The sequence below is a fragment of the Clostridium sp. M62/1 genome, assembly GCF_020736365.1.
Taxonomy (GTDB): domain Bacteria; phylum Bacillota; class Clostridia; order Lachnospirales; family Lachnospiraceae; genus Otoolea; species Otoolea saccharolyticum_A.
On record NZ_CP085988.1, the window covers coordinates 3,224,290 to 3,250,617 of the forward strand.

The following is a 26,328-nucleotide window of genomic DNA, read 5'->3' on the forward strand; positions in this document are numbered from 1 at the left end:
TTATGAGAGCAATGAGTTCTTCCATTGTAAGTTCCTGCTCCATAACTGCCTCCTATCTGGACTTTTCCTTCGCATCATATACAAGGGGAGGTTCTGCAACGATACCATCAAGTCTCTTGTTCGGTGTATCAGTTGCAAGGGTGAGTTTTCTTAAATCCTTATCATAGTGATATACCTGATTGGAAAGTCTCTCGTCCAAAGACACCTCCTGCATATTTACCTCGACTACCATCTGTGCAAGCATCTCAGGGCTTCCCATATCTGAAGATACTGCAATAACCTCATGCACGCTCGAAGGGAGAATATAAAGGTCACTCTCTAGACTCTCTGCCAGCTCATGAAGCTCATTCTCATAAAGCATGGATGCTGCACCATTGATACCCTTTTCATTGGAAATCACCCACATCGTCTGCTCCGGTGGAATCTCAGCTATCATCATCTCTGCGATCTCCTGTGGCATCCCATCCCTTGCGAACATTTCTTTCATAATGTCATTCATGCTACGAACGACAGGTGGGAAGAGTCTTCTTGTGTTTTCCGCTGCACACTTAAAGAGCTGTTCCTCGCTCATTCCAAGTCTTTTTGCAAATTCATTTGTAATTTTTGAACTCTGCACCGCATCCTTATCTGCACTGATTATTACCTTATACACAATAGAAAGATCCTGGAACTCCCTGTGCGGCACCTGTTCCAAAAATGTCTTATTCTGCTCTGTATTGATGAGCTGGAATACAATCTTCTCGTTAGCATCCTTCATAATGCTGTCCACATCAACAACCGGAACCTGCTCATATGCCCTTTCCATAAAGTCACATGCAGCCATAAGTGTTTCCTCAAGATCACCACAGTCCTGATACTTCTTATACATGTCATTGATATAAATCGTAGGCGAAATGTTCCTGCCTTCTTCTCTTAAGATGATGCCATCAAGAGTCACATTCACCTTTTCCACGGGTTCTGCCACAAGCTCCATTCCTTTGAACTTCTCTGGCATATAATCCATAAACTTTTCTTTTACTACTTCCTTAAAAATCTCGTAATTCATCATATTACGGTTCCTCCTTAATCTAAAAAAGCAGGGAACATAAGTCACTGGCTTACATTCCCTGCAAGGTTAATTGTTACTGTTTATTCTTTTTCTTTCTTCCACGAAGTCCTACTCCGACACCAGTAATAAGTGCAAGTGCACCAATTCCAAGATAAAGAAGCGGATTTGCATTGTCGCCTGTCTGTGGAAGCTTAGGCTCTGTCGGTACATTGACAAGCTTAAGTATTGTTACAACAACTTCCGGTGCATTGTCATCATATCGAAGAGTTACATCGTGAGCTGTTTCATCAAGGATATATCCGTCAGCTGCTTTTGTCTCAACTACTGTATAATGGATATCTTCCTTAAATGAACCATCCTCATTGTAAGTACAGATAGGAAGCTCCTTGCTCTCTGCATGACCATTCTTGTCAGTAGTGAGTGTATCAAGCACCTTTCCGTCCTTATCCCTTACTTCAAATACAACACCCTCGATCGGCTTTCCGGTTACTTTGTCAGTTTTCTCAATGACAATCTTACCGACTGCCTGTTCATCTTTCATGGATACCTTCTGGATTTCTGCTGTCTCCTTTACTTCAAAGGTTACATCACTTGCCACCTTATATCCATATGGTGCAGATTCCTCTCTGAGTGTGTACTTTCCGACAGGAAGTCTCTCAATCATATGAGTCTTTCCTGCCTCTGATGTCCAGCTCTCAACAAGCTTTCCATCAGCATCAATAACCGAAAGCTTTGCTCCAGGCAATTCTTTCTTGCCTGTGATATCAGTCTTTGAAATTTCTACCTTGATCGGTGCATTTTCAAATGCTGCCTTAAACTCGATAACCTTTACCTTATCTCCCTGATATGAAGCATCCACATCAAAAATCTTATCAGACTTCACATAGCCCTTTGGTGCCTCAATCTCTTTGACATAATACTGTCCAAGCGGAAGGTCAGAGGTAAATGTTACTTTGCCATCCTTTCCAGTAACACCTCTCTCAATCTGTGTATCTGCTTTGACAATGACTTTTCCATCTTTATTTACGATATCCTCTTTCGCAAATAAGCCGAATACTGCACCTTCAAGAGCATTCTTCGTCTCTGAATCAGTCTTTGTGACAGTAATCTGCACCTTCTGTCTCTCATTGGTTACATCCATTCCCGCAAATACAACCTTTGTATTCTGGTCGATATAAGAAAGGTCTGCATCAATCGGTGTATCATCCAGCACAAATCCATCTAATGTCTTTGTCTCTACAAGATAATACTTGCCAAGAGGAAGGTCATCAATTCTGGCAATGCCCTTATCGTTTGTTACGATAGTTGCTACCTTTTCCCCAGCTTTATGGTAAATGCTTCCAAGTCCGTCTGCACTCACGATATCCTCCTTTGCATATACATCAAAGGTTACTCCTGCAAGACTGTCCTTGAAGTAATTGAAAATGAAATCATACCAGTGTCCCTTCATAAGAGTGGTATCTGTTACAAACTCGCCATCCTTGTTGATCACGATAGAACCAGTCGGAACCTCATCCTTCATTTCTACATGCTGCACATCTCCTGTATCCTCTACAGTAAACTGAATATCTGTTGCCTTGAGATATCCGTAAGGAGCAAATTCCTCACGAAGAGTGTAAGTCTCTCCTACGACAAGTCTCTTGATCACATGTGCTTCCTTAGCATCAGATGTCCATGTGTCTACCACATTTCCATCCTTGTCAAGTACAGTAAGTGTTGCACCTGTAAGCTCTGCACCGCTTGTGATATCTATCTTTGTAAACTCAAAGGTTGTCGGAGTGTTCTTATACTCGCTGTTATATACAGCAGTCTTAACATCCTGTCCCTGATATTTTGTATCAAAGTTTACTGCTTCCTCATTTGTCACATATCCGGCAGGCTTTACAAGCTCCCTTGCAACATATTTTGCAAATGGATAATCCTTAACAAAAGCAATCTTTCCATTCTCATCAGATGTTGTCTTCTCAAGAAGTGTGCCTTTCTCGATAATTACCTTGCCATCTACATTCTTGATATCCTCGTCTGCATAAAGACCAAATACTGCACCTGCAATCGGTGTATTATCTTCTGAATCAAGCTTAGTCACTGACATATCAAGCTTCTGTCTGTCATCTGAGAAAGTAAGGCTTTCCTTGATAACAGGTGTCTTATCATCCACATATGTGAATGTCACTTTCTGCTCATTCGGATTTAATACATATCCGTATGGAGCTTCCACTTCCACAACTCTGTACTGTCCAAGAGGAAGATTCTTAGCTGTTGCCTTTCCATCCTTGCCAGTTGTAAGAGTTGTCACAAGGTCTCCCTTGCTGTAATACTTAATGCGGTTTCCGTCTGCATCCTTCTGGTTGTCTGCTGTGTAAATATCCTCGGCAGCATAAACTTTGAATTTTGCTCCGGCAAGTGAGCCTTCCTTATAAACAAACTCTTTCTCATATGAGCTTGCAAGAAGTCCACCCTTGAATCCGTCAAGTACCTCTCCCTTCTTTTCTACAGTCAGCTCTCCGACTGCAGGGGCATCGGAATATTCCACAGTAATGATTGCATCATTTGTATCACCATCTGTCTCAAATGCTGTGTCAGTATCAACAGAGATGCTGACATACTTATCATTTACAACATAGCCAAATGGTGCAGACACTTCCTCAATGCGGTAGTTACCGATTTTCAGTGCCTCCGGTAAGATTAAATCTCCGTCCTCATCAGTAAAGAATGAAGTATGCTCTACCTTTGACGGATAAGTTGTGTACTGCTTTACATATTCGTTCTTATCAATATTAAAGATCTTAAACTCTGCGTTTGGTACAAGTACTGTCTGCTTTGTATCAGAATCCTTCTTGATTACACGAAGCTTTGCAGTAAACTCCCTGTCAAGAAATACTCTCCATGTCTGAGGCTCTGTTGGATGATTCTCCTTTATCTTTACCTCAAATGGCTTGATTGTTTTCATGTTATGCGGAGTCTTTGACTCAACTACCACATAGGTTCCATAAGGAATTGCAATAGAAACTGCATGTCCCTTGTCATCGGATGCGATTGTTGTTGCTCCGTTTTCCCCGATTACCACAGGAGTAGCCTTATCAAAGTCATAGCTTCCATCTGCCTTTACAGGTAAAGATGATTTTAAGTAAGCTGTAAACTCTGCTCCTGCAAGAAGTCCTGCTTCAGTATCATCGCCATTGTCCGATACCTTGATAAGCTGGAATGGCTGCTTGATGACCTGCTCTGCGGAAGTTGTACTTCTTGATACCTCTGCTACTAAGTCTCCCTCGTAGTCGCATACTACATCATGCTCCTCTTCATCAAGAAGATAGCCTTCTGATGGTGTGATTTCTTTCACATAATAGTTTCCAAGGTAAAGGTTATTGACCTCTGCTTCGCCATTCTTATCTGTTGTAAGTGTTGCTACAAGGTCTCCTGCTTTGAATACGACTCCTGTTGCTCCGTCCGGATGCACGATATCGTTTCTCGCATAAAGACCATAAACTGCACCTTCAAGGCTTGCATCTCCCTGGGCTACTGCCTTGCCTGATTCCTTGTCTACCTTGTAGATATGAATCTTTGCTGTAGTTCTGTCATTCACAAATGTGTGACTGAATGATGCCTTTGCCTGTGTTTCAGGTAATACATTGAAATTGAAGCTGTAAACATCTTTACTGTTTCTGATATACGCATATGGTGCCTGTGTCTCTTGGATATAATATCCGTTAGAGATTGGCAGATCCACGCTGTAGCTTGCCTTTCCGTCCTCACCTGTAGTTACTGTCTCAAGAGCTGTACCCTTTGTGACAATAACCTGTCCGGTATAGTTTTTGATGTCATTTCCGGCATAAAGTGTGTACTTGCCACCATCAAGAGGGTTCTCTGTGTCAGAGTCCTTCTTTACAACAGATACATCCGCTTTCTGTCTTGTATTCTCAATCGTAGTTGATTCATACTGTACTGTCACAGTCTGGTCCTTATACTCAACTGCTACTGTCTGAGGTGTGGTATTGATTGTATACCCGTCAATGCTCTTAATCTCAGTTACCACATAGGTTCCAAGATGAAGGTCAGATAATACCACCTGTCCGTCAGTTCCTGTTGTAAGGCTTTCTGCCACAACATCGCCAGCACTATACACCTTTGTACCATCTGCCTTATAGATATCTGCTCCGGCAGTTACCTTAAAGGTTGCTCCGGAAAGCTTCTTTTTCTCATAAGTGAAATTGCTTCCATTCCATGAGCTAAGCACCTCACCCTCTTTATAGATTGTGATTGCTCCAAGCTGCTCTTTATCTGTTGCAGAGATTCCCGTTGTCTGTCCTGCTTTTACAGTAAGTGTATGAACTGTACCGGAAAGGACATATCCCTTTGGTGCGGTAATCTCTTTTACATAATAAGTGCCTGCGACAAGTGCAGCTGACTTTGCATATCCGTTTCCATCTGTTGTCATGGTCTGTACTCTGTTTGTGCATCCGCTGTCAGAATAGATTCCATAAACTGCACCGGAAAGCTTCACTCCGCTTGACTCATCTGTCTTTGTAAGCTCACCATATCCGATGTTCTCTGTCTTGACCTTGATATAGGCTTTGACAGGATCTGCTGTCGGTCTTTCAGAAATAAACTCCTGATATCCGCTCTTTCCTGTAAGCCAGAATACACAGCTTGATGTTGTCTCAACCTTGCCAGCATTGGATGTGAATGTTCCTGTTGTAGCTGTAGTATTCACGCTCGTTGAAGAGATTGTAATACTGTTGCCATTCTTATCAACAGAATATCCGCTGATGCCAAAATCAAAATCCGATAAAACACCATTGCTGTCAGATAATGTTGTTTCAAATCTCTGACTTCCCTCATTCCACTTTAATTCATAAGTTGGTGCCTCACTGGTTCTGCGTGATGCAAAACTTGGAAGCGTTGCATTGTAGGAACTGTTGATATTGTCCCTGAGTCTCTCATAATAGCTGTATGAAGAATCAGGACTTGGTGCTGTGTTACAGAGCTTTCTTGCTGCCGAATCACCACTTCCGGTTCCAAAGATATCTGCTACAATAACCCATACCATTGCCTGAGTTGCGATATACTCATCACACTGGCTGTTGCTTGGTGCCGCCTTTTGTGTACTGTTAAACCCATAATAAAGGCAGTAACTTAAAAGCTTTCTCTGCTGTGCTGACATTGATGTGCTTGCATCATCGTAGCTGTTCATAAGCTGACCGCCATCTGCTCTTAATCCGAAATTCATACAATATGCCGAATTTCCGTCAAGAATTGAATACAGAATCTTGCCATGATTAAATCCGGGCTTCAGCTCACTTACTTCTCCGGAATTTTTGACTGATGCATTCCAGAACGCAATATTTGCCTGCGGACTGGCTGCAAATGCTGTTGTACCATTCGTAAAGAGTGTTCCAACCAGTGTGAGCATAGCCATAAATCCTGCCATAAAACGCTTTAGTTTCTGTTTCATGTGCTCTTTCCTCCTTAATTAACGCATAAAAAAAGAAAGACATAAGTTTATGGCTTACATCTTTCTTCCTTCTGCTTCTATTCGTTTTTATTTATCTGTGACACCGAAACTCGTAATAGTCTGTGCCGCCTGTCGTGTAAACTCCATCATAACTGATGTAGAATACCGGATCTGTTTCCAAAAGTAACATACTTGCAATATATTCTGCGATTGCATCCTCAGATGATAACCGCTGTCCATCAATGGTACTTGCTTTGTTAAGGTCTGTCTCTACAAACACACTATAATAAGAGCCTTCCATACCATCGTAAGGATAATACTCATTGTACTCTTCCTGCGTGATACTGCCATCATTCAAATGGTTCTGTAAATTCTGCTGTGTGGTAATCATTCCTCCTGCCTGACACTTTGCTGTTGCAAGTGACACAACATTCTGTGGACTGTATGCCACGGATGCAGGCTGTGGGTTGCTCACATTGTCTTTCGGACTGTCTGTAGTCTGACCACCATTACCTGCATTACTCTGATTTCCGCCAGCTTCCTCATTATCATTTACAGGAGCTTTCTGTTCCGGCTCGTCATTCTGCTTTGGCTTTTCTTCCTGCTTTGAAGCAGTTTCATTATCTGCGGATCGGTTATCTTCTTTATCAGTCCTCTCTTCTGAATCTTTAGCCTCGGCAATATCTTTCTCTGTCTCATCACTTCCAGCTTCGGTTGTGACCTCTGTGACAGCTTCCGTTGCCATTTCTGCTTCTTCAGTTGGCTTTACGCTTTCCGTCTGTTTCTCTGTCTGATTATCAGCCTTTTCCTTACCACCATTACAGGCAGCCATTGAAAAGACCAGTACTGCGGATAATAAGATAATACTTATCTTCTTCATAGTAATCACCCATCCCTTCTCCGCAAGAGGGACGGGCTTTGTGTTCCGTGCCATCCACCCTTGCAGTGAACTATTTATCTGTAATGCACGGGACACATAGGACTGTCCCGTATTCTGTGCATCTTAAACTCCTTTCATTATACCAGCTCTCTTATTTTAAAGAAATACTGCATAAGTCTTCTGTTTTTCTTATAATTTAAGAATAAACCCTTTACCTGCATACGCTCACCTCCTCTCAGAATGTGCCCATTCTTACGAATGAAAGAAATACCCTTGCCACCATTGCGAATAGAAGAAGAATTATTCTGGCAAGTCCTAAGACCAGCTTCAAAGCTCCAAGAATTATCCTTAATATCCACTTGAGTATCTCTAAAATCACTGTTCCTACGGCTCCCATAACTCTTCTCATAATAATCAGTCTCCTTTCGACATCCATCCCATTGCAAGACCTGCAACATCTGCATCGTCCATAACATCTTCTGTAAGTTCTTGTGCTTCACTATTGGCTGCCTGCATAATTACCGGCTGACCAACATTCATCCCGGATATCACTCCGCCTAACAGCTTTATTACCTCTTTTCTAGCCTCATTGGTTGCTGCTTCAATGACTTCTTCCTTAATGTCATCAATATCTTCTGACCGGATATATTCAGCCCTCTCTTTTTCCTTCTTCTTGATAACAAAGGTTTCCTTTCCATAATTATCAATGTAGAACTGAATCGCATCTATAATGAACTGGTTCTTAGATTTGAAAATCTTCGGATCAAGGTTCTGAATCACATCATTGATTTTCACATGCTGGGGATTGCTCATGTTGAGGCGGACAGAAGTTTTTACTTCATATTCAAGTCTTCTTCCCATCATCTGCCTCCTTATGATAATCGCTTAGTGCTTTTAAGTCCCATTGTGGCAAGCTGCTCATATCCTCTTGCATTTGCCTTTACATCAAGGTTATAGGAAATGTTCTTGGCATCGTGGCTCCCAAAGTTTTTCATCACAACTGCCCCGCCACCGACAAATACAATCGGTGTAGTCTTTAAGTTATACCCAAACTCACGGATTGAGTTATATACCTTATCAACAAAATCCTCTATCTCAGCCTTGATAATGGCAAAGTATTCATCATCAATATCTGACCTGCCATATCGCATGATGTTCTGTATCTCTGACTCGTCTACCTCTCCGTTAAGCTGTCTTACACACTGCTCATTGATAGAACGCATACAGGTAATAAGACCTTTTGGAATCGTCACACACTTTGATTCATCCGGTGACTTGTTGATTACCGGCATAATGTCGATTGTCCAGCTTCCAATATCTACTATCAGTGTTTTCTTTGCCATAGCAGGAATCTTGTCCACTACTGCTGCATAGCACTGAGGAAATACTGCCACATCATCAATTTCAATATGATATGACTCATTCTCATATTTGAAGCTTACACGCTTATTCTTTGTCAGGTACTTGATAAAATCATTCTTCTCTGCTCCAAATCTTGTAAGTGGAAGTCCTACAGCAAGAAATACCTTTGCCTCTGCAAGACCTCTTCTTTTAAGTTCCTTAGCAACTGCTGCAAGAGTGAGAAGATAAAAGCTGTCATCTTCGATCTTTGTATCCTTTACTTCCTGCCTCACAGCTCCAACCTTATAGAACTTTCCTTCATACTCAAGTACATCGCCGAAAAGTGCCGGAGTTGTTGTAATCTCCTTAACACCTGTGACAAATACCTGAGAGATTGTTTTCATCATTGACCATCCATGATCAATGCCGATTACTTCTAACTTGTTATTCATGTGTTTTGCACATCCTTTCTTCTTAAACAGCCACTTGAACATCTTAACCACCTACTTTCCTATCAGCTTTCGCATACAAGGAAAACAATAACCATTCCCTCGATAATATGGACATCCGACACATTCCGTCGGAAGTTTCTGTTCCTTTTTCTTAGATGGTTTACAACATGTTCCATTGGCACATCTGTTGTTATGTCCCCAGAAGAATCTACAATGCATACAATCTTTTAATTCTCTTTCAAGCTTTTCTTCTGAAGATACAAACCTGCGTTTCTTATGCTTATCTCTTTTTTCAACTGTTCCCACCAGAGCTCTCCTCCCTTCCAAGGAGTGATTGCTCTCTTATCTGTTCCATTGTCCTGTCCGACTCTCCTGCCGTCCTAGCTAACGAATACAATACGATAAGAACAATAATTATTAATGCTATGCTAAATCCCATCACCACTTTATCCTCCTTCAAATTAGTTGCCATATAGACAGAATTTGAATTTGGAAGTGATATAGTCTACATGGCTATGCTTAACGCTAAGCATGTAGGTACACGCCAGTCTTCTAGACTCCTATATCGCCCCGTGTACAAAGAGGTGTTCTCACCTCCGGGAGTTACAGACGAGCCACAAAATGTGTTTCACGACGCCCTTCTGAATTATCAGAAGCACTATCTCCTCTTTTAGCCTTTTGAGGATAAGGACGAACTTCTCGCCCTCTGTGGTTAATTATCCTTACGCAACATGCCTATTCCTTTTACCAGATTTCCATCCAGCTTCTCGCCCTTCATCTTTCGATCCATCAGACTACTAATATGATAGCTGTGACTTTCATCCTCCAGGTACATACCCCGTAAATTTACTACCTACAGATACTCTGCAGTGCAAACTACTTTGCAAATCTGTAACTGATTATTCAATTGTTATGTCCAATCTCTCTTGGACAATTGATATTCTACAATGCACTTTAATTTTACGGAAGTGACACCACTGGTGTATTTTTACGAATTTTCACCAGTTTTTGGTGTATTTGTCATTTCCTTTAATTTGTTCCATGTATGCTTAGGCAGTTCTCTTGCCGGCTCTCTGAATCGTTCAAGATATTTTTCAAATAATTCCGTATTGATTAATGCTGAATTACCGACTTTATAGACTGCTCCTGCCTCTCTCGCAATTACTATGATTCTAGATTTACTTATCCCATAAATAATCGCTCCTTCCTCTGCATTGACAAATTTTTTCATAAAATCCTTTGTATCTGAATAGCACTTATATGAGTAACTCATTCATCAGTCTCCTTTCACATTTGGCAATGGATGTTTCATTTCTGTTGGCGGTTCTCTGAATTGCTCCATATAATCATCAAAAATTTCCAAATTTATTAATATAGTATTTCCCTTAGCTGTTCCAATCTTATATACAGCACCCGCTGCTCTAGCCATTTCAATAAATCTATGATGCCCTATGCTATATGTCATTGAAGCTTCCCCAATTCTTACAAACTTCTTTTCTACGATTTTGTTTGAACTAGGCACTCTTGCAAAATGTTTCATAAATTTCATCAACCTTTCCTTATGTACTAATATAATCTTTGCAAGCTGATATCTTGCTCCAGCAGCTAATGCTATATCCATTGCCTCATCTCGTGTTACATCTAATAAAGCCATTACTTCATCAATACGAATAAATCTTGGTTTTACAATTTCTTTTCTATAGGCACTAACTGAACCACTCAATGTATTTACCATAACATCACCTACTTATAAAACTCAGAATCTGTAATATGAAAAGTTTCAAGATACTTATCCAATATTTCTGTATTAACAAGTACAAGCTGACCAATCTTATAACAAGCCTTGGCATCCTTAGCCACTTCTTGAAATTTTGTCATTCCCATACTGTACATCTTTGCACCATCTGAATATCTTACAAACTTTTTTGCATCCTCATATCTATCTTTTTTCTTTGATTCATCCATTGCTGTGCTCCTTTCACTTTGACTTCATAACAAATGACGTATTTTCTCCATAACGCAAAAAAGAGGACATCTTCTAAATTTCTTTAGAAAATGTCCTCTTAGTAGTTCATATTCGATTGAGTCTTATTCTTTTCAGATTGTGTACTCTTTCATACTGATGTAAATGACTATGCCAAAATACGTCTTTTAATGCGTCCTTTGACGTACTCAAATGCCTCAATCCCGCATAAACACTAGGTTTATTTATCCAAGCTCTTCATTGTCGGGAACAGCAGCACATCTCTGATAGCGTAGGAGTTGGTCAGCAGCATAACGAACCGATCGATGCCGATTCCAAGGCCTCCTGTCGGCGGCATGCCGATCATCAGGGCGTTGATAAAGTCCTCGTCCATGGAGCAGGCCTCGTCGTCTCCTGCTGCCTTTAAAGCCTCCTGGGCTAAAAATCTCTCTCTCTGGTCAATGGGATCATTTAACTCAGAGTAAGCGTTTGCAAACTCCCTGCGGGTAATGTAGAGCTCAAAGCGCTCTGTATACTCCGGATCCTGAGGCTTTCTCTTGGAAAGCGGGGAAATATCTACCGGGTGATCGGTGACGAAGGTAGGCTGAACCAGCTTATCCTCCACGTACTCCTCAAAGAACAGGTTCAGGATGTCGCCCTTCTTGTGGCGGGCCTCAAACTGGATGTTATGCTCCCTGGCAGCTGCCTTTGCCTCCTCGTCTGTATGGATCTCCCTGAAATCCACGCCGCTGTACTGCTTCACGGCATCGATCATGGTGATACGGGCAAAGGGCTTCTCCAGATCGATGATCTCACCGTCGTACTCTACCTGAAGGGTTCCCAGCACCTTTCTGGCTACCTCACGGAACATGGTCTCTGTCAGCTCCATCATTCCCTCATAGTTGGTGAATGCCTGGTAAACCTCCAGAAGGGTAAACTCCGGATTGTGCTTTGTATCTGTTCCCTCGTTTCTGAATACACGTCCGATCTCGTAAACGCGCTCCATTCCTCCGACGATCAGTCTCTTTAAGTAGAGCTCAAGGGAAATTCTTAAATTCACATCCTCGTCCAGAGCGTTGAAATGAGTCTGGAACGGTCTTGCGTTGGCGCCGCCTGCATTGGCTACGAGAACCGGTGTCTCCACCTCCATGAAGTTCCTGCCGTCCAGGAAATTCCTGATCTCCTTTACAATCTGGGAGCGTTTGATAAAGGTATCCTTTACCTCCGGATTCATGATCAGATCCACATATCTCTGACGATAGCGCATGTCTGTGTTGGTCAGGCCGTGGAACTTCTCCGGAAGGATCTGAAGGCTCTTGGAGAGCAGCTCAACACTTTTTGCATGGATGGAAATTTCACCTGTCTTAGTCTTGAACACCACTCCGCGGATACCGATAATATCGCCGATATCCAGCTTCTTGAAATCCTTGTAGGCCTCCTCGCCGATATCATCCCTTGCAACGTAAGACTGGATATTTCCCTGCAAATCCTGGAGGTTGCAGAAGGACGCCTTTCCCATGACACGCTTGGACATCATTCGTCCTGCCAGGGATACCTCTTTGCCCTCCATCTCCTCGTAGTTTTCCTTTACTTCCATGCTGTGCGCTGTCACATCGTACTTCGTGATCTGGAACGGATCCCTGCCGCTCTCGCAAAGCTCGGAAAGCTTCTCACGGCGCACCTTTAATAAATGGTTTAACTCCTGCTCTTCTCTGTTGTTCTGCTGCTCTGCCACTGTCTTCACTCCTTTGTGCGGTTATTTATGATACTCTCTGGATCTCCAGCACCTTGTACTGGATCATTCCTGCCTGTGTCTCCACATCCACTACGTCGCCCACCTTCTTGCCAAGCAGCGCATGGCCCACCGGCGACTCGTTGGAAATCTTGTTCTGAAGGCTGTTTGCCTCTGTGGAGCCCACAATCTTGAACTCCATCTCCTCATCCTCCTCCACATCGAGGAGCTTTACGCGGCAGCCGATGTTGATCTTCTCAAGGTCAATCTCCTCCTCAACAACAACCTCCGCATTTTTTAAGAGCTTTTCCAGCTGCTCAATCCTTGCCTCAATATCTCTCTGCTCATCCTTAGCAGCGTCGTACTCTGCGTTCTCAGACAGGTCGCCCTGCTCTCTCGCTTCCTTGATTTTCTGGGCGATCTCCTGGCGCTTGTTCACCTTTAAATCCTGCAGCTCGTCCTCGTACTGCTTTAAGCCTGTGTAAGTGAGAATGTGTTTCTTATCTGCCATGATACTTTCCTTCCTTTCGGATACATTTTATAGGGAAATCATCCCTTCTATTCCTGTGCCGCACCTTACTTTGGCACCTGTTTTTCTCTTTTTCTCTATTCTTTATTCTGCAACGCAATATTATAACTGAATTGACCGGCGATGTCAAGAATAGATCCCCCTGAACGCTCATATTTACAGGGTTTTCGGGGTGTCATAAAAGTACCGAAAGAGGGCTTGACGCGCCGCCTCCGTTCTCTGCATTTTCTACATCCGCTCCAGCACCAGCTCCGTAAGCTCCTCCATGGTTTCCACCAGGTTGATTTCATTTCGGAGGGCTGCCGAATGGGGGTATCCGGCCGTGTACCAGGATACATGCTTTCTCATCTCCCGCATGGCCGTATACTCGCCCTTGAATGCGACAAGCAGCTCTGCATGGCGCAGGATCATCTGCTTCACTTCCTCCGGCCCCTGCTTTGGCAGCACCTCCCCTGTTTTCAGATAATGGTCAATCCTGCTGAAAATCCACGGATTTCCCTTGGCTCCTCTGGCCACCATCACCCCGTCGCAGCCGGTTTCCTCCATCATTCTCCCGGCATCCTGGGGTGTGAAAATATCCCCGTTTCCGATGACCGGAATACTCACTGCCTCCTTCACCTGCCGGATAATGTCCCAGTCAGCCTTTCCGGAATAAAACTGTTCCCTGGTTCTCCCATGGACTGCCACAGCCGCCGCTCCGCTCTGCTCCGCCATCTTTGCAAACTCCACGGCATTGACGCTCTCATCGTTAAACCCTTTTCGGAACTTGACTGTCACAGGCTTCTTCAGCTTTCTCGTCATGGCCGAGAGGATCTCTCCTGCCAGCTTGGGATTTTTCATCAGGGCTGAGCCCTCCCCGTTGTTCACAATCTTCGGAACCGGGCAGCCCATATTGACGTCAATGATATCATAAGGCCCTTCCTCCAGCATCAAGGCCATCTCACTCATGATCTCCGGATCAGAGCCAAAAAGCTGGACTGCCACAGGCCGTTCCTCCGGCTTCGTCTCCAGAAGGGGCTTCGTATTTCTGTTCTTGTAGAGAAGAGCCTTGGCGCTGACCATCTCCGTGCACATCAGACCGCATCCCTGCTCTCTGCAAAGGATGCGAAAGGGCAGATCCGTCACTCCCGCCATGGGCGCCAGGGCCACCGGGCTGTCAAGCTCCACATTTCCGATTTTCAGCTTCATCTGTCCTGCCCTTTCCCGCTCTCCTGCGTCCTCTCTTCCTGAAGCCCGGCCTTCTCCTTTCTGGTCTCCGGCTCCTCTATTCCTTCCTTTCCGGCCTTCTCTGCCGCCTCCATCTCCTCAGCCTTCTTCAGAAGCTTTGCAATTTTCTCCCCGTCCTCGCGGATGAATACACGGTAGTAGAGTTCCAGTGATTCCAGCAGCTCTCTCTTTTCCCTCTGATACTGCTTGATTTTCAGCGCGCTTCCGATCTCGTCAAACAGATAGTCCGTATCAGCAGATGCCACCTTAAACTGGAGCTCTCCCTCCGGCGTAAATTCCAGTGTCAGCACGCCTCCCACATCCTCCGTAAACATGACGCACATAATCTGAAGCTCCTCCTTCACTGCTTCAGGAAGGCCCTTGAATTTTTCGTTAAAATAGTATTTTTCCACATAGGAGTTGGCTCCGCAGAGCACCATAGTTTCTTCCATCTTCCTCTGTCATCCCCTTTCTCTTCTTTTGCCTTATCTGCTCCGGTCCGCCGCTTTGGGGCTCCGAAGCCTCTTATATGTCTTCGCCTCTCCTGTCCGTACAAAAAGACACCAGGACGTCTCTCCACGTCCTGATGTCTCTTTCTGAACTGTCATCTTTTCTCTTTCCGAAGGGCGGCTTTCTGCCTGCCTTTAGCGAACCAGCATCTTGCTAATATTGTACTGCTCCTCGGAAATATCCTTGTTCATGTTCAGAGCCTCCTGAATGTCATAGTCCACATACTCTCCGTTCTTATATGCCACTACCCGGTTGCTCTTTCCGGCGCACAGAAGCTCCACAGCCTTGGCGCCCATGATGGATGCGTATACTCTGTCCTTGCAGGTAGGCGCTCCGCCCCTCTGCATGTAGCCAAGGATGGTAGCCCTTGTCTCGATTCCTGTGGCAGCCTCAATTCTTCTCGCCATGGAAGCAGAGTGTCCGATTCCCTCGGCATTGATGATAATGTGATGCTTCTTGCCGCGCTTGCGGTTCTCGATAATGCGGCTGATAAGCTCCTGCTCATTGCCGTCATATCTCTCCGGAAGCAGAATGTCCTCCGCTCCGTTTGCAAGACCGCACCAGAGGGCGATGTATCCGGCGTTGCGGCCCATTACCTCGATGATGCTGCAGCGCTCATGGGATGTGGATGTATCGCGCACGCGGTCGATGGCATCCATGGCCGTATTCACTGCGGTGTCAAAGCCGATGGTATAGTCCGTGCAGGCAATATCCAGATCAATGGTTCCCGGAAGGCCCACTGTGTTGATGCCCAGGGCAGACAGCTTTCCGGCTCCCTTAAAGGAACCGTCTCCTCCGATTACCACAAGGCCGTCGATGCCGTGCTTGCGGCAGATCTCCGCGCCCTTCTGCTGGCCCTCAGCAGTGGTAAACTCAGGGCATCTGGCTGTGTACAGCACTGTGCCTCCGCGACCGATAATATCGGCAACGCTGAGTCCGTTCATATCCACAATCTCCTCCTGGAGAAGTCCGGCGTATCCCCTCATAATACCCTTTACCTTCAGCCCCTTGTTGATTGCTGTTCTGACTACCGCGCGGATTGCCGCATTCATTCCCGGTGCGTCGCCGCCGCTGGTGAGAACGCCGATTGTCTTAACTTCTTTTGCCATCTTCCTCTACCTCCATTTGCTACATCTATCAAAACACAAATGTTTCTGTATTTTATCGTGTCCATTCTAATTCATTTTCCCTATCTTTTCAATAGTTTTTTCCACGACTCTGATATTTTTTTCACCAAGTTTTGCAGAAAGGTTTCTGAGCAGGGTTTCGTCGGCGCTCACATTCCAGTTGGCCGGAAGCACCTTTTTCGCCCGCTCTGCCTCGAGATAAATCACAACCTGGTCATGACCCTCGCTGAGCCGGAGCATTTCGAGAAGCTCCTGCTCCGCCCCGAAATAGGCCTCCTTGTTTGGATATTTCAGCCAGATTTCCTTGGGCACCATGGAAAATGGGATAATTCTTTCACAAATCACCTTTCCCACCGGATCGTCTCCGATGGAAACTCTTCCCTGGACAAATACCTTTTCATCCACAATCAGGAGATCCCTCTTTTTCTCATAATCCTTCGGAAAGATCAGCACCTCCACGGTTCCCGCCAGATCCTCCACGGTGATAAAGGCCATCATCTTATTCTGTCTGGTAGTTTTGACCGTTTTTTCCGTAATCATGCCTCCGATTGTCACATAGGAGCCGTCTCTCACCTTGGCATGTCCCTCCTCCTCGTCTACGATAAAGTCCGAGGAGACGGCGGTGACGTTCTTTTTCCAGAGGTCCATATACTCCTCCAGGGGATGACCGCTGACGTACACGCCCAGCATCTCTTTCTCAAAGGCCAGAAGCTCCTCCTTGGTGTACTCTCCCACATCCGGAAATGTAATCTGGAACTGCTCCTTCTCTTCCTCCTCCACAAAGTCGAACAGAGACATCTGCCCCTCCATGGAATTTTTCTTTTCTTTGTTTTTCTGCTCCAGAAGGGCGGCCGACACCAGGAATTTCTGTTTTCTTGTGCCGGGAAGACTGTCGAGGGCTCCCGATTTGATAAAGCTCTCGATGGTCCTCTTATTTACCTCCTTATTGCTCATCCGGTCAATAAAGTCTGCCAGGGATACAAAGGGTCCTCTCTCTGTTCTCTCTTTTACAATCTCATCCACCACAGTCTGCCCGATGCTCTTGAGCGCCGACAGGCCGTAGCGGATAGCGCCGTTTGATACGGAGAAGCCTCCCTCTCCCTCATTGATGTCGGGGGGCATGATTTTCATCCCCATCTGGCGGCAGGTGAGAATATACTCGGAAACCTTGGACACATTATCCTTCACGGATGTCATAAGGGCCGCCATAAACTCCACCGGATAGTAATACTTCAGATACGCTGTCTGGTAAGAAACCACCGCATAGGCCGCGGCGTGGGACTTGTTGAAGGCGTATTTTGCAAAGTCGATCATCTCGTCGTAGATGATGTTGGCCGTCTTTTCATCAATTCCGTTTGCGATGCAGCCCTTCACTCCCTCCTCCGGATTTCCGTAGACGAAATTCTGACGCTCCTTTTCCATAACAGCCGCCTTCTTCTTTGACATGGCACGGCGTACCAGGTCGCTTCGTCCCAGGGTGTAGCCGGCCAGATCCCGCACGATCTGCATTACCTGCTCCTGATAGACGATACAGCCGTAGGTGGGGCTCAAAATAGGCTCCAGCTGAGGGCAGTCGTAGGTGATGGAGGCCCTGTCGTTCTTTCCCTTCAGATACTTGGGGATAAAATCCATAGGACCCGGGCGGTACAGGGAGATTCCGGCGATAATGTCCTCCAGATTCTCCGGCTTCAGCTCCTTCATGAAGCTCTTCATTCCGCTGCTCTCCAGCTGGAACACGCCGTCATTCTTCCCCGTTCCCAGAGATTCCAGCACCGCCTTGTCATTATAGTCAATCTTGTTTAAGTCGATTTTAATATGGTGTGTCTTTTCCGCCTGGCGCACGGCATTCTGAATCACCGTGAGGGTGCGAAGCCCCAGAAAGTCCATCTTTAAAAGCCCCAGCTCCTCCAGGGTAGTCATGGTAAACTGGGTGGTGATGGAGCCGTCTGCAGCCCTGGAGAGAGGCACGTACTCATCTACCTTATTCCGGCTGATCACGACGCCGGCCGCATGCATGGACGTATGTCTGGGAAGTCCCTCGAGCCTTCGGCTCATGTCGATCAGATACTTGATCTCCGGATCGCTGTCATAGGCCTCCCGAAGCTCCGGTGTCTTTAAAGCCTTGTCAAGGGTCATGCCCAGATCGCCCGGTATCATCTTGGCCACTGCGTCGCACTTTGCATAGGGCATGTCGAGCACTCTTCCCACGTCCCTGACCACACCCTTGGCTGCCAGGGTACCGAAGGTGACAATCTGAACCACCCGGTCCCTGCCGTACTTCTGAACCACATAGTCGATGACCTCCTGGCGCCTTTCAAAGCAGAAGTCTATATCAATATCCGGCATAGACACCCTCTCCGGGTTCAGAAAGCGCTCAAAAAGCAGGTTGTAGCGGATGGGATCAATGTCTGTAATCCTGAGGCAGTAGGACACAATGCTTCCAGCCGCAGAGCCCCGCCCCGGCCCCACCATAATATCGTGGGAGCGGGCAAAGTGAATGAAGTCCCAGACAATGAGGAAATAGTCCACATACCCCATGGACTGAATTACGGACAGCTCATAGTCAAGCCTCTTTCTCAGAGTGCCGTCGTCGTCCGGGTACCGTGTCCGGAATCCCTCCTCGCACAGCTCATTTAAGTATTCCCAGGAGGTCTTTCCTCCCGGCACGTCGAACTGGGGGATCTTCGTGACGCCGAATTCAATCTCCACATTGCAGCGCTCTGCAATTTTATGGGTGTTCTCAAGGGCTTCCAGGGCATAGGGGAAGATACTCTTCATCTCCTCCTCGGACTTGAGATAATACTGGCCTCCCTCATAGCGCATCCGGTTCTCGTCTGCCACCTTTTTCCCCGTCTGGATGCAGAGCAGAATGTCATGAGATTTCTCGTCCTCCCTGTAGATATAGTGGCAGTCATTGGTGGCCACGAGAGGGATGCCCGTGTCCTGACTCATGCGCAGAAGTCCCTGGTTTACGGTTTTCTGCAGGGGGATTCCGTGATCCTGAAGCTCCAGGAAGAAGTTTCCCTCCCCGAAAATGCTCTGGTACCTGAGAGCCGCCTTTTTTCCCTCCTCGTACATGCCGCGGGCCAGATTTCTCTGCACCTCACCTGCCAGACACGCAGAAAGGCAGATAAGTCCCCTGCTGTACCTTTCCAGAGTCTCAAAGTCCACCCTGGGCTTGTAGTAGAATCCCTCCACAAAGCCCGTGGACACAATTTTCATCAGGTTCTGATATCCCTCATTGTTCTCTGCAAGCAGAATCAGATGATAGTACTTATCTTCTCCCGCGCCGATCTCCCGGTCGAACCTGGAGCCCGGGGCGACGTAGATCTCGCAGCCCAGAACAGGCTTAATTCCGGCTTCCCTGGCGGCGCGGTAAAAGTCAATCACTCCGTACATGACGCCGTGATCGGTGATTGCCAGACTGTCCATGCCCAGCTCCTTCGCCCTCGCCACCAGTTCCTTTATCTTGGACGACGCGTCCAGCAGGCTGTATTCTGTATGCACATGAAGATGTGTAAAAGCCATGTATTCTCCTTTTCTTCTATTCTCTCTTTTATCTCTTTCTTCTGTTTCTTCTATAAATCTATCTCTTGAATCTATCTTTTGAACGATACCTTGGTTCTGATTTGGGTTTTCCATGTCCCATGACGATAGTGTATCACAAAAATCCTCTTTTGGCGACCTCTATCCTCCCCCGGCCTGCAAAATTGCGGTGCCCTCTGTGGGGCAGCTTCTCTGCCTTCCGTCTGCTTCCCGTCCGGGCAAAAACAGACAAAAAAAGAGGGAAACAGCTGACCTGCTCCCTCCGTGTCCATCTATATCTTGCCTTTCCACAGCAGCCGGACATACAGCTTCCTACTGTGCAGACAGGTATCTCTCGATATTTTCGATCGCCAGCTCCTCATCGCTTCCGTCTGCTGTGACAGACACCTTTTCGCCTACCGGAAGTACAAGGGACATCATTCCCATAATGCTCTTGGCATTTACCTTTTTATTTGCGTATTCCATATAAATACGGCTTTCATACTGACTCGCCACCTGTACCAGCATGGCAACCGGGCGCGCCTCCAGACCTGATGCCAGTTCGATAGTGATTTCCTTACTTCTCATAACTTTCCTCCTCATTCTTTTAAGGAACAATTCCCTACTGCTGTTCTCTCTGCCCCCGCAGGTTCTCAGCAATGGCGCTGACCTTTCTCAGCCGGTGGTTGACTCCTGATTTTCCCACTGGCGGACTGAGGGCTTCTCCAAGTTCCTTCAAAGTTGCATCTGGCCGTTCCAATCTCGCCTGGGCGATCTCAGCTAGTGATTCAGGCAGATAGTCCAGTCCGACTGTGTCCCTGATATACTCAATATCTTCCAGCTGCTTGACGGCAGCGGACACTGTCTTATTAATATTGGCAGTTTCACAGTTGACCTGGCGGTTCACACTGTTTCTCATCTCCTTGAGAATTCTGATGTTCTCAAGCTCCATCAGAGCTACAGGAGCCTCCATGACACTGAGGATCTCCACGATCTGACTGCCCTCTTTAATATATACCACATAATACTTCTTCCTGACAACTATTTTTGCCTCAACGGAAAAAGTCGCTATGATCTCTTTCAGCTGCTCCGCCTTCTCCATGGACGCGCAGACAATCTCAAAATGATAAAATTTTTCCGGATCACTGATAGATCCAGCGGCTAGAAAGGCCCCCCGGATAAAGGCTCTACGACAGCAGGAATTCTGGATGATCAGGTTTTTGACAACAGACATGTTCTCATACACGTCCCCGTCCTCGCAGAGAAGCCGGGCCGCCTGCAGCACTCTCACCGCATCCTCATTTTTCCTGACTGCCACTGTATACGTTCTGTTTTTTTTCAAAAATGCATTCCTGCGGATTGCCACATCCGCTCTAATATTAAATGCTTTTTTCAGTAAAGTAAAGTATTTTCTTGCAACAGCCACATTTTCCGTATGGATCCGTATGGTGTAGCTGTTGTCCTCCGTAATATGAACCTTCCCGCACAGGCTCAGAATAGCCGCTGTCTCCGCTATCTGGCAGTGTCTGGCAGGGCTCACCTGCCTAGACAGCTCCTCTTTCACATGTGAAGAAAAAGACAAATCTAACCCTCCTGCTTTCTCCTGCTGTCCTTCTCAATATCTCTGTGCTCAATTTTAAGACCTATATCCTCCTCAGAGGAAAGCCTCTCATAGAGCTGATTGGCGATGGTGACAGAGCGGTGCTTTCCTCCGGTACATCCCACCGCGATGACAAGCTGGTTCTTTCCCTCCTCCACATAGTGGGGAAGGAGAAAGACAACCATATCGTAGAGCTTTTTCAGGAATTCCTCTGCAAGCCCTCCGCCCATGACAAACTCCTGTACCTTCGCCTCATTGCCCGTGTGATTTTTCAGCTCATCCACATAGTAGGGGTTGGGCAGAAAGCGCACATCAAACACCAGATCCGCATCCACCGGTATGCCGTACTTAAAACCGAAGCTGAGCACGGTCACAAACAGACTCCTGTAATCCTCATTGGACACAAAGATTTTTTCCAGCTCCATCCGAAGCTCCTTAGTCAGGAGCATACTGGTATCCAGGATATAGTCGGCCTTCTTTTTCAGGAAAGCCACCCTCCTTCGCTCCCTCTCAATCCCCCGGTCAATCCGCTCCAGGCCTGCCAGGGGATGGCTTCTCCTGGTTTCCTTATACCGCTTGATGAGAACCTCGTCGCTGGCGTCCAGAAACAGGATTTCATAGGAAAATCCCTTCTGATCCCATTCCTTCAAAACGGCTCCCAGCTCTTCCAGAGATTCCCCGCTTCTGATGTCAATTCCCAGGGCCGCCCGGCTGTGTTCTCCTCTTCCAGCGCTTATCAGCTCCGCAAACTTTCCCACCAGCTGGATCGGAAGGTTATCCACACAGTAAAATCCCATATCCTCAAGCATTTTAAGGGCTGCCGTCTTTCCGGCTCCGCTCATTCCCGTTACGATGACAAGACGCATAATCTACTCCTTCTCTGCACCGTCTGCCTCCTGCCTGCCCCTGAAAAGCTCCTGCTGTCTGTTTTCATTTTCAAAGCCCAGAAACTTTACCTCAGGCTCAAGGCAAACGCCTGACGTCTCCCATACTCTCTTCTGTACTTCCTCTATCAGTGCTCTTATATCCTCCGGTGTGGCCTGATTTCTGTTGATGACAAAGCCGGCATGCTTTTCAGAAACCTGGGCTCCTCCCACAGAGTACCCCTTAAGCCCTGCATCCTGGATGAGCTTTCCTGCAAAATAGCCCTCCGGCCTTTTAAATGTGCTTCCCGCGCTGGGGTATTCAAGGGGCTGCTTTTCCCGCCTGGCTGCGGAAAGCTCTTCCATCCTGGCCCGTATCCTTCCTTCCTCCCCTTTTCTGAGAGTCAGCCTTGCAGAGAGGACGGTCAGTCCCCTCTCCGGAACACAGCTGTGGCGGTAGGACAGGGCAAGCTCTTGTGCAGGAAGCTCGCGGATCTGCCCCTCCCTCTCCATCACCCGTACAGAGCTCAGAATGTCCTTCATCTCGCCGCCGTAGGCCCCGGCGTTCATCACCACGGCCCCTCCCAGGGTTCCGGGGATTCCCGCTGCGAACTCAAAGCCTGTAAGCCCGCTTTCCATAGCCAGACGTCCGATTCGGGAGAGAAGAATCCCGGCTCCGGCGCAGACAGTCACGCTGCCGTCCTCCGCAGTCCGGAGGGGAAGCCTCTCTCCTGCTGCCTGGCCTTTATTTCCGTCCTTCTCGCAGACGGCATCCCTGTCTTTTTCCAGGCTGCAGCCAAGGAACTCTCCCTCCAGCTTAATCATCACCCCGTCATAGCCCCTGCTGCCCACCAGAAGGTTGCTTCCGTTTCCCAGAAGATAAAATGGTACCCCCCGCTCCCTGCACAGAAGCGTCACACGCCGCAGCGCTGCCTCATTCTGCACAGCCGCAAAAAATGCGGCCTTTCCTCCTGTCCGGAAGGTCGTGTGGGCAGCCATGGGCTCGTCTGCCCTTACGGCCTCTCCCCCTGCTGCCTCACAGAGACTCTCATAAAAATCACGCATAAGCTGTCTTTATCCTTTCCATTTTTCCACCGCTCCCGTCCTGAGCAGGTCAAGTGTGCCTTTCTGCAGGCGAAGCGTTCTTCCGGCAAAAAAACTGTTCTCAGTCCCTTAATCGTTTTTTACAGCCAGATTGGCCTGAACACGGTTGTAGAGCTCCTTTGCCGCATTGTAGCCCATTTTCTTCTGTCTGTAATTGACGGCGGCGGATTCTACAATAATCGCCAGGTTTCTGCCGGGACGGATGGGAATGGAGTGGCACACTACCTTATTTCCCAAAAACTCGATATACTGATCTTCCATTCCCAGGCGATCGTACTCTCTGTCCTTATCCCACTCTTCCAGCTTGATTACCATGTCGATGGACTGGGTATCCTTCACGCTCTCCACACCGAACAGCGTCTTCACATCGATGATCCCGATTCCCCGAAGCTCGATAAAATGGCGGGTAATATCAGGTGCGGAGCCGATCAGAGTGTCGTCACTGACTCTCCTGAGCTCTACCACATCGTCGCTGACCAGCCTGTGTCCCCTCTTAATCAGCTCCAGGGCAGCCTCGCTTTTTCCGATTCCGCTCTCTCCCATAATCAGCACGCCCTCGCCGAACACATCGACCAGAACACCGTGAATGCTGATCATAGGGGCCAGCTTTACATTCAGCCAGCGGATCACCTCTGCCATCAGATTGGACGTAGGCTTTTTAGACACCATGCAGGGAACTCCGTAATAATTGCACAGCTCCAGCACGCACTCGTCCGGCTGCATCCCGCGGCTGTAAAGCAGACACGGAATCTTGCTGGAAATCAGCTTGTCGTAGACCTGACGCCGTCTTTCGCTGGTGAGCGTATCCAGATAGGCCTGCTCCACATACCCGATGATCTGAACCCTCTCCTTGTCAAAATGATCGAAAAAGCCGGTAAGCTGCAGAGCCGGACGGTTTACATCCGGGTGAACCAGCACTGTTTTCTCCGTATCCAGCTCTGGCGTCATATTTTTCAGATCCATCTTCTCAATCAGCTCTTTGATCGTTACTCCATACATGGCATGTTTCTCCTTTTCTGCGTTTTCTTTTTTCACGTTTCCCGCGGTTTTTCCCTCTGTTCGTTCCTTCCGCGTCCTGTGTCTTCATATTTTCTGATCGTACCATCTTTTTTGCTATTTGTCACCCCTGACTGTGAAAGAAGCTGTAAACGGCCTCCGCCGCTGCCTGATTCATCTGAGGGACCTCAAGAAGCTCCTCCACGCCTGCCTCTCTGACCGCCTCAATGGTCTTAAAATAGCGCATAAGCGCCTTCCTTCTGGCAGGGCCAATCCCCCTGATGTCATCCAGCACCGAGCGCACCTGCGTCTTTCCCCTGAGGCTTCTGTGATATTCTATGGCAAACCGGTGGGCTTCATCCTGAATCCTTGTGATGAGCTTAAACCCTTCTGAATACCTGTCAATGGGAACCTCCTCGTTGTTGTAGTAAAGCCCCCTGGTTCTGTGGCTGTCATCCTTCACCATTCCGCAGACGGGGATGGCGATTCCAAGCTCTTCAAGCACCTCCAGGGCAATATTGACCTGGCCTCTGCCGCCGTCCATCATAATCAGGTCCGGAAAACGGGTAAAGCTTCCCATGGAGAGATCCCCGCCTCCCTCCAGGATCTCCTCCCGCTCCGCAAGCCCGTGGGAAAATCTCCTGGTGAGAACCTCCCTCATGGATGCGTAGTCGTTGGGTCCCTGGACCGTCTTTATGCGGAATTTTCTGTAGTCGTTCCTCTTTGGCCTTCCATCCTCATAGACAATCATGGAGCCTACTGACTCAAAGCCGCTGATATTGGAAATATCATAAGCCTCAATCCGCCTCACCCTGGAAAGCCCGATGAGGCCTCCTATCTGGTTCATGGCGCCTGTCGTGCGCAGCTCCTCCCTCTTGATTTTCTCCTTGTCCTGGTCAAGCACCATCTTGGCATTCTTCTTGGCAAGCTCTACCAGCTTCTCCTTCTCCCCCTTCTTGGGAACGAGGATTTTCACCTTCTGCCCTCTTCTGCCGCTTAAAAAGCTGGATATTACCTCTGCGTCCTCCAGCTCCTCCTGGCACCAGATCTCATGGGGGATGAAGGGCGTCCCCGCATAGAACTGCTTGACAAAGCCGTTTAAAATCTGGCTGTTTGTCTCCGCCGTCCCAGCCTCCACATGGAAATGCTCTCTGCCGATCAGTCTTCCGTCCCTGACAAAGAATACCTGTACCACCACATCCCGCTCATCCTTGGCCATAGCGATAATATCACGGTCATCCATGCTCTGGCTCGTGATCTTCTGCTTCTGGGCAATCTGGCGCACACTCTTTAACAGGTCCCTGTATTCCGCCGCCTTCTCAAACTCCATCTCCTCTGAGGCCGCGTACATCCTGTCTGTCAGGAGCTTTGTCACCGGATCGTATTTTCCGCTCAGGAAATCCAGAACCTCTTTAATCTGCTTCTGGTAATCCTCCTGTGAGATAAATCCCTGGCAGGGCCCGTCGCACTGCCTGATATGGTAGTAAAGACAGGGCCTGTCCTTTCCGATGTCCCTCGGCAGGTTTCTGGAACACGTTCTGATCCGGTAAATCTTATGGAGCAGGTCAATCATATCCTTCACTGCCCCGGAGCTGGTAAAGGGGCCGAAATACTTGTTTTTATCCTTTTTCATTGTCCTGGAAAACAGGATTCTGGGAAAAGCCTCGGAGACCGTCACTTTAATGTAAGGATACGTCTTGTCGTCCTTGAGCATGGTATTGTATTTCGGCCTGTGCTCCTTGATCAGATTGCATTCCAGCACAAGAGCCTCCAGCTCCGAGTCAGTCAGGATGTACTCAAATCTGGCGATCCGGGAAACCATCTTTTCAATCTTCGCCGTCTTGTTCCTGCTGCTCTGGAAATACTGGCGCACCCTGTTTTTCAGGCTGATGGCCTTTCCCACATAGATTATCTCATCCTTGTCGTCGTGCATAATGTAAACCCCCGGCTGGGCCGGGAGCTTCTTCAGTTCCTCTTCTATATTAAACATTGGGCTGATT

At 47.2% G+C, this 26,328-nt stretch carries 22 protein-coding genes and 1 pseudogene; all 23 read right to left on the minus strand.

Going from position 1 to position 26,328, the window contains the following annotated elements:
* Positions 1–52 precede the first annotated feature (52 nt).
* A complete protein-coding gene (locus tag LK436_RS15055) occupies positions 53–1,048 on the minus strand; it encodes a DUF5688 family protein (RefSeq protein WP_008395346.1) in 996 nt (331 codons plus the stop codon).
* 73 nt (positions 1,049–1,121) lie between these two features.
* Entirely contained in the window at positions 1,122–6,500 is a 5,379-nt protein-coding gene (locus LK436_RS15060; protein WP_008395347.1) for a SpaA isopeptide-forming pilin-related protein, read from the minus strand.
* A gap of 91 nt (positions 6,501–6,591) precedes the next feature.
* Positions 6,592–7,380, minus strand: a complete 789-nt coding sequence (locus LK436_RS15065; RefSeq protein ID WP_227910225.1) for a hypothetical protein — start codon at positions 7,378–7,380, stop codon at positions 6,592–6,594.
* A 235-nt stretch (positions 7,381–7,615) separates the two neighbouring features.
* Entirely contained in the window at positions 7,616–7,789 is a 174-nt protein-coding gene (locus LK436_RS15070) for a hypothetical protein (RefSeq protein WP_172622380.1), read from the minus strand.
* A gap of 5 nt (positions 7,790–7,794) precedes the next feature.
* Entirely contained in the window at positions 7,795–8,244 is a 450-nt protein-coding gene (locus tag LK436_RS15075) for a hypothetical protein (protein ID WP_008395352.1), read from the minus strand.
* An 8-nt stretch (positions 8,245–8,252) separates the two neighbouring features.
* Positions 8,253–9,215, minus strand: coding sequence for a ParM/StbA family protein (locus tag LK436_RS15080; protein WP_008395354.1), 963 nt, complete (start codon positions 9,213–9,215; stop codon positions 8,253–8,255).
* A gap of 9 nt (positions 9,216–9,224) precedes the next feature.
* On the minus strand, positions 9,225–9,479 hold the full coding sequence (locus tag LK436_RS15085) for a hypothetical protein (RefSeq protein ID WP_083794712.1): 255 nt from the start codon (positions 9,477–9,479) through the stop codon (positions 9,225–9,227).
* A complete protein-coding gene (locus LK436_RS15090; RefSeq protein ID WP_227081570.1) occupies positions 9,466–9,615 on the minus strand; it encodes a hypothetical protein in 150 nt (49 codons plus the stop codon). The genes LK436_RS15085 and LK436_RS15090 overlap by 14 nt, the downstream gene beginning before the upstream one ends.
* A gap of 546 nt (positions 9,616–10,161) precedes the next feature.
* The gene (locus LK436_RS15095; protein WP_005340582.1) at positions 10,162–10,446 is read right to left on the minus strand and encodes a DUF6462 family protein; all 285 of its coding nucleotides are present in this window, start codon (positions 10,444–10,446) and stop codon (positions 10,162–10,164) included.
* A gap of 3 nt (positions 10,447–10,449) precedes the next feature.
* On the minus strand, positions 10,450–10,908 hold the full coding sequence (locus tag LK436_RS15100) for a DUF6462 family protein (protein WP_008395356.1): 459 nt from the start codon (positions 10,906–10,908) through the stop codon (positions 10,450–10,452).
* Between the two features lie 8 nt (positions 10,909–10,916).
* Entirely contained in the window at positions 10,917–11,138 is a 222-nt protein-coding gene (locus LK436_RS15105) for a DUF6462 family protein (protein WP_008395358.1), read from the minus strand.
* A 239-nt stretch (positions 11,139–11,377) separates the two neighbouring features.
* Positions 11,378–12,880 carry a lysine--tRNA ligase gene (gene lysS, locus LK436_RS15110; protein ID WP_008395360.1) on the minus strand — a complete coding sequence of 501 codons (1,503 nt, stop codon included), beginning with the start codon at positions 12,878–12,880 and terminating at the stop codon, positions 11,378–11,380.
* A 16-nt stretch (positions 12,881–12,896) separates the two neighbouring features.
* Complete coding sequence (gene greA / locus LK436_RS15115) at positions 12,897–13,379, minus strand: transcription elongation factor GreA (RefSeq protein WP_008395361.1); 483 nt, start codon at positions 13,377–13,379, stop codon at positions 12,897–12,899.
* A gap of 246 nt (positions 13,380–13,625) precedes the next feature.
* Positions 13,626–14,585 carry a tRNA dihydrouridine synthase DusB gene (dusB, locus tag LK436_RS15120; protein WP_008395362.1) on the minus strand — a complete coding sequence of 320 codons (960 nt, stop codon included), beginning with the start codon at positions 14,583–14,585 and terminating at the stop codon, positions 13,626–13,628.
* Positions 14,586–14,731: 146 nt separating this feature from the next.
* Positions 14,732–15,055, minus strand: a pseudogene (locus tag LK436_RS15125) (DUF6145 family protein); the annotation flags it as partial.
* 192 nt (positions 15,056–15,247) lie between these two features.
* Positions 15,248–16,222, minus strand: coding sequence for a 6-phosphofructokinase (gene pfkA, locus LK436_RS15130; protein ID WP_008395364.1), 975 nt, complete (start codon positions 16,220–16,222; stop codon positions 15,248–15,250).
* Between the two features lie 66 nt (positions 16,223–16,288).
* Positions 16,289–19,768: a DNA polymerase III subunit alpha gene (locus LK436_RS15135; RefSeq protein ID WP_044930375.1), complete on the minus strand. Its 3,480-nt coding sequence runs from the start codon at positions 19,766–19,768 to the stop codon at positions 16,289–16,291.
* A gap of 330 nt (positions 19,769–20,098) precedes the next feature.
* Positions 20,099–20,353: an HPr family phosphocarrier protein gene (locus LK436_RS15140; protein ID WP_044930377.1), complete on the minus strand. Its 255-nt coding sequence runs from the start codon at positions 20,351–20,353 to the stop codon at positions 20,099–20,101.
* A 34-nt stretch (positions 20,354–20,387) separates the two neighbouring features.
* Positions 20,388–21,347, minus strand: a complete 960-nt coding sequence (gene whiA, locus LK436_RS15145) for a DNA-binding protein WhiA (RefSeq protein ID WP_021966413.1) — start codon at positions 21,345–21,347, stop codon at positions 20,388–20,390.
* A gap of 2 nt (positions 21,348–21,349) precedes the next feature.
* Positions 21,350–22,231: an RNase adapter RapZ gene (gene rapZ, locus LK436_RS15150; protein ID WP_008395369.1), complete on the minus strand. Its 882-nt coding sequence runs from the start codon at positions 22,229–22,231 to the stop codon at positions 21,350–21,352.
* Between the two features lie 3 nt (positions 22,232–22,234).
* A complete protein-coding gene (murB, locus tag LK436_RS15155) occupies positions 22,235–23,293 on the minus strand; it encodes a UDP-N-acetylmuramate dehydrogenase (RefSeq protein ID WP_008395370.1) in 1,059 nt (352 codons plus the stop codon).
* 108 nt (positions 23,294–23,401) lie between these two features.
* Entirely contained in the window at positions 23,402–24,331 is a 930-nt protein-coding gene (gene hprK / locus LK436_RS15160; RefSeq protein WP_021966411.1) for an HPr(Ser) kinase/phosphatase, read from the minus strand.
* A gap of 121 nt (positions 24,332–24,452) precedes the next feature.
* Positions 24,453–26,318 carry an excinuclease ABC subunit UvrC gene (gene uvrC / locus LK436_RS15165; protein WP_008395372.1) on the minus strand — a complete coding sequence of 622 codons (1,866 nt, stop codon included), beginning with the start codon at positions 26,316–26,318 and terminating at the stop codon, positions 24,453–24,455.
* Positions 26,319–26,328 lie beyond the last annotated feature (10 nt).

Bases quoted from the DNA above. Each gene is read 5' to 3' on its own strand.
- LK436_RS15055 (WP_008395346.1), bottom strand. From the start codon at position 1,048: ATGATGAATTACGAGATTTTTAAGGAAGTAGTAAAAGAAAAGTTTATG.
- LK436_RS15060 (WP_008395347.1), bottom strand. From the start codon at position 6,500: ATGAAACAGAAACTAAAGCGTTTTATGGCAGGATTTATGGCTATGCTC.
- LK436_RS15065 (WP_227910225.1), bottom strand. From the start codon at position 7,380: ATGAAGAAGATAAGTATTATCTTATTATCCGCAGTACTGGTCTTTTCA.
- LK436_RS15070 (WP_172622380.1), bottom strand. From the start codon at position 7,789: ATGAGAAGAGTTATGGGAGCCGTAGGAACAGTGATTTTAGAGATACTC.
- LK436_RS15075 (WP_008395352.1), bottom strand. From the start codon at position 8,244: ATGATGGGAAGAAGACTTGAATATGAAGTAAAAACTTCTGTCCGCCTC.
- LK436_RS15080 (WP_008395354.1), bottom strand. From the start codon at position 9,215: ATGTTCAAGTGGCTGTTTAAGAAGAAAGGATGTGCAAAACACATGAAT.
- LK436_RS15095 (WP_005340582.1), bottom strand. From the start codon at position 10,446: ATGAGTTACTCATATAAGTGCTATTCAGATACAAAGGATTTTATGAAA.
- LK436_RS15100 (WP_008395356.1), bottom strand. From the start codon at position 10,908: ATGGTAAATACATTGAGTGGTTCAGTTAGTGCCTATAGAAAAGAAATT.
- LK436_RS15105 (WP_008395358.1), bottom strand. From the start codon at position 11,138: ATGGATGAATCAAAGAAAAAAGATAGATATGAGGATGCAAAAAAGTTT.
- greA (WP_008395361.1), bottom strand. From the start codon at position 13,379: ATGGCAGATAAGAAACACATTCTCACTTACACAGGCTTAAAGCAGTAC.
- dusB (WP_008395362.1), bottom strand. From the start codon at position 14,585: ATGAAGCTGAAAATCGGAAATGTGGAGCTTGACAGCCCGGTGGCCCTG.
- pfkA (WP_008395364.1), bottom strand. From the start codon at position 16,222: ATGGCAAAAGAAGTTAAGACAATCGGCGTTCTCACCAGCGGCGGCGAC.
- LK436_RS15135 (WP_044930375.1), bottom strand. From the start codon at position 19,768: ATGGCTTTTACACATCTTCATGTGCATACAGAATACAGCCTGCTGGAC.
- LK436_RS15140 (WP_044930377.1), bottom strand. From the start codon at position 20,353: ATGAGAAGTAAGGAAATCACTATCGAACTGGCATCAGGTCTGGAGGCG.
- rapZ (WP_008395369.1), bottom strand. From the start codon at position 22,231: ATGCGTCTTGTCATCGTAACGGGAATGAGCGGAGCCGGAAAGACGGCA.
- murB (WP_008395370.1), bottom strand. From the start codon at position 23,293: ATGCGTGATTTTTATGAGAGTCTCTGTGAGGCAGCAGGGGGAGAGGCC.
- hprK (WP_021966411.1), bottom strand. From the start codon at position 24,331: ATGTATGGAGTAACGATCAAAGAGCTGATTGAGAAGATGGATCTGAAA.
- uvrC (WP_008395372.1), bottom strand. From the start codon at position 26,318: ATGTTTAATATAGAAGAGGAACTGAAGAAGCTCCCGGCCCAGCCGGGG.